Source organism: Blastococcus sp. KM273128 (assembly GCF_021698975.1).
Taxonomy (GTDB): domain Bacteria; phylum Actinomycetota; class Actinomycetes; order Mycobacteriales; family Geodermatophilaceae; genus Blastococcus.
In genome coordinates, this window is record NZ_SSXA01000124.1 from 1 (window position 1) to 5,808 (window position 5,808).

The following is a 5,808-nucleotide window of genomic DNA, read 5'->3' on the forward strand; positions in this document are numbered from 1 at the left end:
CGGTCACGGTGCCGCGCAGGGCGGCGAGGACGGCGGCCACCAGCCCGCGGGCGTCGTCGTCCAGGTGCGCGGTCGGCTCGTCGAGCAGCAGCAGCCGGGCGCCGCGGCGGACCCGCACCAGCGCGCGGGCCAGGGCCACCCGCTGCAGCTCGCCGGGGGAGAGCGACTCCGGCGCGCGGCCGGCGAGGTCGTGGGCCTCCACGCGCCCCAGCGCCTCGACGACGTAGGCCTCGGCGACGACCTCGTCGACGCCCGGGGCCGCGGCCGCGTGCCGGCGCAGCTCGTCGGCGACGGTCGCGCCCGTGGTGCGGGGGAACTGCGGCACAACCGCGGTGGGGCCGCCGGCGACCACGACCCCGGCGACGTCGGCGCCCGGGTCGGTGAGGCCCGCCAGTGCGGCGAGCAGCGTGGACTTGCCCGACCCGCTCGGGCCCCGCAGCACCAGGAGCTCCCCGGGACGGACGACGAGGTCGGTCGGCGGCAGGGCGGGGACGGCGCGGCCGGGGTGGGCGACGCGCAGCCCGGCGACGACGACCTCCGCGCCGCGCGGGTCGTCGTCGCCCGGCACCGCGGCGGGGGAGGTGCCGGTGGGGGCGGCCAGGACCGCGCGCGCCTCGGCGGCGGCCAGCGAGGCGTCCTCGGCGGCGTGGTGGGCGGCGCCGAGCGCGCGCAGCGGCGCGAAGGCCTCGGGGGCGAGCAGCAGCGCGGTGAGCCCGAGCCCCAGCACCAGGTGGCCCTCGACCAGCCGCACGCCCACGGTCACCGCGACGACCGCCACCGACAGCGTGGCGATGAGCTCCAGCACGAGGGCCGAGAGGAAGGCGATGCGCAGCGTGGCCAGGGTGCGGGTGCGGTGCGCCTCGCCGAGCGCGGCCAGCGCCGCGGTCTGCTCGGCGGCCCGGCCCAGCCCTACCAGGACGGGCAGGCCGCGGACCAGTTCGGCGACGTGCGCGGCGATCCGGTCCAGCGCCCGGGCGGAGCCGGCCGTCGCGTCCTGCGTGTGCTTGCCGACGAGCACCATGAACAGCGGCACCAGCGGCAGGGTGACCGCCACGACCACCGCCGACAGCAGGTCGGTCCAGGCCAGCGCCAGCAGCAGCGCCGGCGGGACGACGACCGTCTGCGCGATCGCCGGCAGGTAGGTGGCCAGGGCCGGGCCGAGGTCGTGCAGCCGGGTGGTGGCCAGCACCGCGGCGGGGGCCGGGCCGCCGGCCGCGGCGACCGCGGCGGGGGAGGTGGCGAGCCGCTCGAGCAGCCGGCGGCGGAGCAGGTCCTCGGCGCGGCGGGCGTCCCGCGCGGCCACCGCCTCGCCGACGCTGCCCGCGACGGCGCGCACCGCGACACCGGCGGCGGCGAGCGCCAGCGGCACCGCGGGGGAACCCTCGCCCAGGCCGCTCGCGCGGGCGACGGCGTGGGCCAGGCCGGCGGCGAGGAGGACCAGGCCCGCGGTCTGCACGAGGGCGGCCAGGCCCGCCCGCACCAGCGCGCCGCGCAGGCCCGGGACGCCGGCCAGCGCGGCGAGCGGGCCGCGCGGCGCGCCGGCGCTCATGCCGGCAGCTCGCTCGGTGCCGGGGCCTCGCCGCTGCGGGGGGCGTCCTCGTGCTGGGGCTCCGCGGTCAGCCGCTTGCGGAACACCCAGTACGTCCAGGCCTGGTAGGCGAGCACGACCGGCAGCCCCACACCGGCGGCCCAGGTCATGATCGTGAGGGTGTAGTCGCTGACCGACGCCTCGGCGATCGTCAGGTCGAACGCGGGGTCGATCGTCGAGGGGACGACGACGGGGTAGGCGGCGCCGAAGATGGTCGCGGCCGAGCTGACCAGCAGCACCGCCCAGCCGGCGAAGGCCTGCCCCTCGCGGTCGACCCGGATCCGGGCCCAGGTGACCAGGACGGCCAGCGCGCCGACGGCCCAGAGCACGCCGGTGACCGCCGTGCCGGAGCGCAGGTGCACCCAGCCGGCCCAGGCCAGCAGCGGCAGCGCGGCCACCGGCGACCAGCGCAGGGCGAAGGCCCGCGCCCGCAGCCGGACGTCGCCGTCGGTCTTCAGCGCCAGGAACAGCGCGCCGTGCACCACCGAGAAGGCGAGCACCGCGACCGCGCCGAGCAGCGCCGCCCAGCCCACGCCGGCGAAGCTGCCGCCGACCCGGATGCCGTCGCCGTCGATCGGCAGGCCCAGCGTGGTGGTGCCCAGCGCCGCGCCCACGCCGAGGGCGGCGATCAGCGAGCCCACCGTGATGACGTGCGTCCAGGTGCCGTCCCAGCGCGGGTCGTGCGACTGGTGCCGCCACTCGAACGCGACGGCGCGGATGATCAGGCCGAACAGCACGAAGACGAAGGGCAGGTAGAGGGCCGGCAGCCAGGTGGCGTACCAGCCGGGGAAGGCGGCGAACACCGCACCGGCGGCGGTGATCAGCCACACCTCGTTGCCGTCCCACAGCGGGCCGATGCTGCGCAGCATCAGGTGCCGGTCGGCGGTCCGGCGGCCCAGCACCGGCAGCAGGGCGGCGACGCCGAAGTCGAAGCCCTCCAGCAGCAGGAAGCCGATCCAGAGCACGGCGACGGCGGCGAACCACAGGGTCTGCAGGTCCATGACGGGGTTCCTCGGGTCTGCGGGTGGGCGGTCAGTAGGCGAACTGGAGGACGTCGTCGTCGGCGCGGCGGCCGCCGGCACCACCGGCGTCGCCGTCCGGGCCCTCGCGGCGGTCGTCGTCCTTGCCGGGGCCGATCGGCGGCGTGGCGCTGGTGTCGCCGGCGGTGATGCCCGACCGGATGAACGTGGTGAGCAGCCAGAGCTCGATCACCGCGAGCGCCCCGTAGACCAGGGTCAGCGCGCCCAGCGAGGTCCAGACCTCGGCGGCGGTGACGCCGGGGGAGACGGCCTGGGCGGTGAAGAACCAGATCTGGTCCTCGACCGGCACGTCCGGGTTGGGGACGACGACGAACGGCTGGCGGCCCATCTCGGTGAAGATCCAGCCCGCGGCGTTGGCCACGAACGGCGCCCCCACGGCGGCCAGCGAGCCGTAGACGCCGATCCGGGAGGTCGGCACCCGGCCGCGGCGCGTCGACCACAGCGCGTAGGCCGCCACACCGGCGGAGACCGCGCCCATGCCGATCATCAGCCGGAAGCTCCAGTAGGTGACCGCGAGCACCGGCTGGTAGTCGACCGGCTCCCCGGCCAGGTTGCCGAAGCGCTCCGGGTCGTCGGGGTAGGTCGCGCCGTAGACCTCGGAGTAGCGCTCCTGGAGCTCGTTGACGCCGGGGACCTCGCTGGAGAAGTCGCTGTGGGCGAGGAAGGAGAGCAGCCCCGGCACGGTGATCGAGTGGACGTCGTCGCACTCGTTGGAGCCGAGCTTGTTCCACGCGAAGATCGAGAACGACGCCGGCGCCTCGGTCTCGCACAGCGCCTCGGCCGAGCTCATCTTGAGCGGCTGCTGGTGGTACATCAGCTTGGCCTGCCAGTCGCCGGTGGCGGCGACGAGGACGAAGGCGGCGAGCGACACCCAGCCGCCGATCCGCACCGACCGGCGCCACACCCCGTGGTCGATCTCGTCGGCGGGCCGGCCGGCGAGCTTCCGCCGCCGCAGGTGGTAGAGCCCGACGCCGACGAGCAGGGCGCCGGCGACCATCAGCGCGGCGACGATGGTGTGGGTGAAGGCGGCCAGCGCGGTGTTGTTGGTGAGCACCGCGAGGAAGTCGACCTGCACCGGCCGGCCGGTGGCGTCGTCGGCCACGACCCCGACCGGGTGCTGCATCCAGGAGTTGGCCGCGATGATGAAGTAGGCGCTGACGATCGAGCCGAGCACCGCGGCCCAGAGCGTCGCCAGGTGCAGCTTCTTCGGGATCCGGCCCCAGCCGAAGATCCACAGGCCGAGGAAGGTCGACTCGAGGAAGAAGGCCAGCAGCGCCTCGAGCGCCAGCAGCGAGCCGAAGACGTCGCCGACGAAGCGGGAGTACTCGCTCCAGGCCAGGCCGAACTGGAACTCCTGCACCAGGCCGGTGGCCACGCCGAGCACGAAGTTGATCAGGAAGACCTTGCCCCAGAAGCGGGTCATCCGGAGCCACTCGGGGTCGTCGGTGCGCACCCACATGGTGTGCATGACCACCAGCAGGATCCCCAGGCCGATGGTCAGCGGGACCATCATGAAGTGGTAGACGGTGGTGATCCCGAACTGCCAGCGTGCGATGTCCAGGACGTCCACGGCCCGGATCCTCTCTGCGGTCTACTATCGACACGTTCTTTCTACGCCTCGTAGAAGACGTTTTCTACGACACGTAGAAGAGTTGCGTGTGACTTGCCGAACAGGGGGACCGATGGCATCGCTGGGAGACCTGGAGCGGGCTGTCATGGAGCGGCTGTGGACCGCGGACGGCCCGGTGGCCGCCACCTGGCTGCGCGACGAGCTGACCGACCGGGGCCTCGCGCTGACCACCGTGCACACGGTGCTCAGCCGGTTGGAGCACAAGGGGTTCGTCGTCCACGACGACGCCCGCCCGCGCCGGTTCTCCGCCCGGGCCAGCCGCGAGGACCACGCCGCCCAGGTGATGCGCGAGGTGCTGGGGCAGGCCGCCGACCGGCAGGCCGTCCTGGCGCGGTTCGTGGGCGCCGTCGACGCCGACGAGGTCCGCATGCTGCGCGACCTGCTGGCCGCCGCCGGCGCCGACGACACCGCCTCGGGCTGACCCGGGCCGCTCCCCGTGCTGCCCGCCACCGCCGCGCTGCTCGCCGTCCTCGCCGCCCTGCTGGCCTGGCCGGTGCCGGCGCTGCTGGCCCGCGCCCGCTGGCCGGGGCGGGACCCCCTGGTGGCGCTGCTCTGCTGGCAGGCGGTCGGGCTGGCCGGCGGGCTGTCGATCATCGGGGCGCTGCTGGTGCACGGGCTGGCGCCGTGGGGGCACTCGCTGCCCGAGGCGGTCTGGGCGGTGGTGCACGGCGGCGGGGCGACGGAGGCGGTGCGCGGGGACCACTGGGTCGCGCTGACCCTCGCCGGGGTGCTGGCCTTCGAGCTGGTCGGCGTGCTGCTGCTCTCCTGGGCGCGCATCGCCCGCACCCGCCGCCGGCACCGCGAGCTGCTGGAGCTGGTGGTGCAGCCGGCCCCGGAGCCCGACGCCCGGCTGCTCGAGCACCCCGCCCCGGTGGCGTTCTGCATCCCGGGCGCCCGGCCGCTGCTGGTCCTCTCCTCGGGCATGGTGGCCGAGCTGGACGGTGACCAGCTGGCCGCCGTCGTCGCGCACGAGCGGGCGCACCTGGGCGAGCACCACCACCTGCTGCTGCTGCCGTTCGTGGCGTGGAAGGCTGCGCTGCCCGTGCTGCCGGCCGCGGAGCGCGCCTACGGCGCGGTCCGCGAGCTGGTCGAGATGCGGGCCGACGACGTCGCCCTCGGGTCGCTGCGGGGTGCCGCGCCGCGGCGCACCCTCGCGGAGGCGATCGTGGCGGCCGCGGGTGGTTCGGGCGGGGTGCCGGCCGGCGCTCTCTCGGTGGCCGGGGCGGCGGTGCGGGCCCGGGTCGTGCGGCTGCTGGAGCCCGCCGACCCGCTCCCGCCCGTGGCCCGCGCGGCCGCGCTCGCCGCCGCCGTCCTGCTGCTGCTGGTGCCGACCATCCTGCTGCTGCTACCGGCGCTCTGAGCGCGCCGCGGTGAGCAGCCCGGCGGTCGCGGCCGCGAGGCCGCCGCTGACCAGGGCGGCCCGGCGGTAGACCGGGGAGGTGAGCAGCGGCAGCATGCTCGCCGCGTGCAGCGCGTCCACGACCGCCGCCCGCCGCACGGGGCGCGGATCCGGCCGCACCAGGAGCGCGGCGTGCTGGGCGACCAGCCGG

Annotated in this window: 6 protein-coding genes; 2 read left to right on the forward strand and 4 right to left on the reverse strand. The window is 76.1% G+C overall.

Features of this window, described 5'->3' with window-relative positions; translation table 11 throughout:
* The 3 genes from E9529_RS20775 to E9529_RS20785 form a co-directional block, all read right to left on the reverse strand.
* On the reverse strand, nucleotides 1-1,549 hold a 1,549-nt coding region (locus tag E9529_RS20775; RefSeq protein WP_236833168.1), incomplete at its 3' end, for an ATP-binding cassette domain-containing protein.
* Nucleotides 1,546-2,589 (reverse strand): cytochrome d ubiquinol oxidase subunit II, encoded by a 1,044-nt coding sequence (cydB, locus tag E9529_RS20780; RefSeq protein WP_236833169.1) that lies wholly within the window; start codon nucleotides 2,587-2,589, stop codon nucleotides 1,546-1,548. The genes cydB and E9529_RS20775, both read right to left, overlap by 4 nt.
* Nucleotides 2,590-2,620: 31 nt before the next feature.
* Complete coding sequence (locus E9529_RS20785; protein WP_236833170.1) at nucleotides 2,621-4,198, reverse strand: cytochrome ubiquinol oxidase subunit I; 1,578 nt, start codon at nucleotides 4,196-4,198, stop codon at nucleotides 2,621-2,623.
* Nucleotides 4,199-4,310: 112 nt separating this feature from the next.
* Between E9529_RS20785 and E9529_RS20790 the strand changes: the two genes are divergently transcribed.
* Both E9529_RS20790 and E9529_RS20795 read left to right on the forward strand, forming a co-directional pair.
* Nucleotides 4,311-4,679: a BlaI/MecI/CopY family transcriptional regulator gene (locus E9529_RS20790; protein WP_236833171.1), complete on the forward strand. Its 369-nt coding sequence runs from the start codon at nucleotides 4,311-4,313 to the stop codon at nucleotides 4,677-4,679.
* Between the two features lie 15 nt (nucleotides 4,680-4,694).
* Nucleotides 4,695-5,618 carry a M56 family metallopeptidase gene (locus tag E9529_RS20795; RefSeq protein ID WP_236833172.1) on the forward strand — a complete coding sequence of 308 codons (924 nt, stop codon included), beginning with the start codon at nucleotides 4,695-4,697 and terminating at the stop codon, nucleotides 5,616-5,618.
* Here E9529_RS20795 and E9529_RS20800 read toward each other — a convergent pair.
* A partial coding sequence (locus tag E9529_RS20800) for a hypothetical protein (RefSeq protein WP_236833173.1) occupies nucleotides 5,604-5,808 on the reverse strand: 205 nt, incomplete at its 5' end. The genes E9529_RS20795 and E9529_RS20800 overlap by 15 nt on opposite strands.

Coding starts and splice junctions, on each gene's coding strand:
- cydB (WP_236833169.1), bottom strand. CDS start 2,589: ATGGACCTGCAGACCCTGTGGTTCGCCGCCGTCGCCGTGCTCTGGATC.
- E9529_RS20790 (WP_236833171.1), top strand. CDS start 4,311: ATGGCATCGCTGGGAGACCTGGAGCGGGCTGTCATGGAGCGGCTGTGG.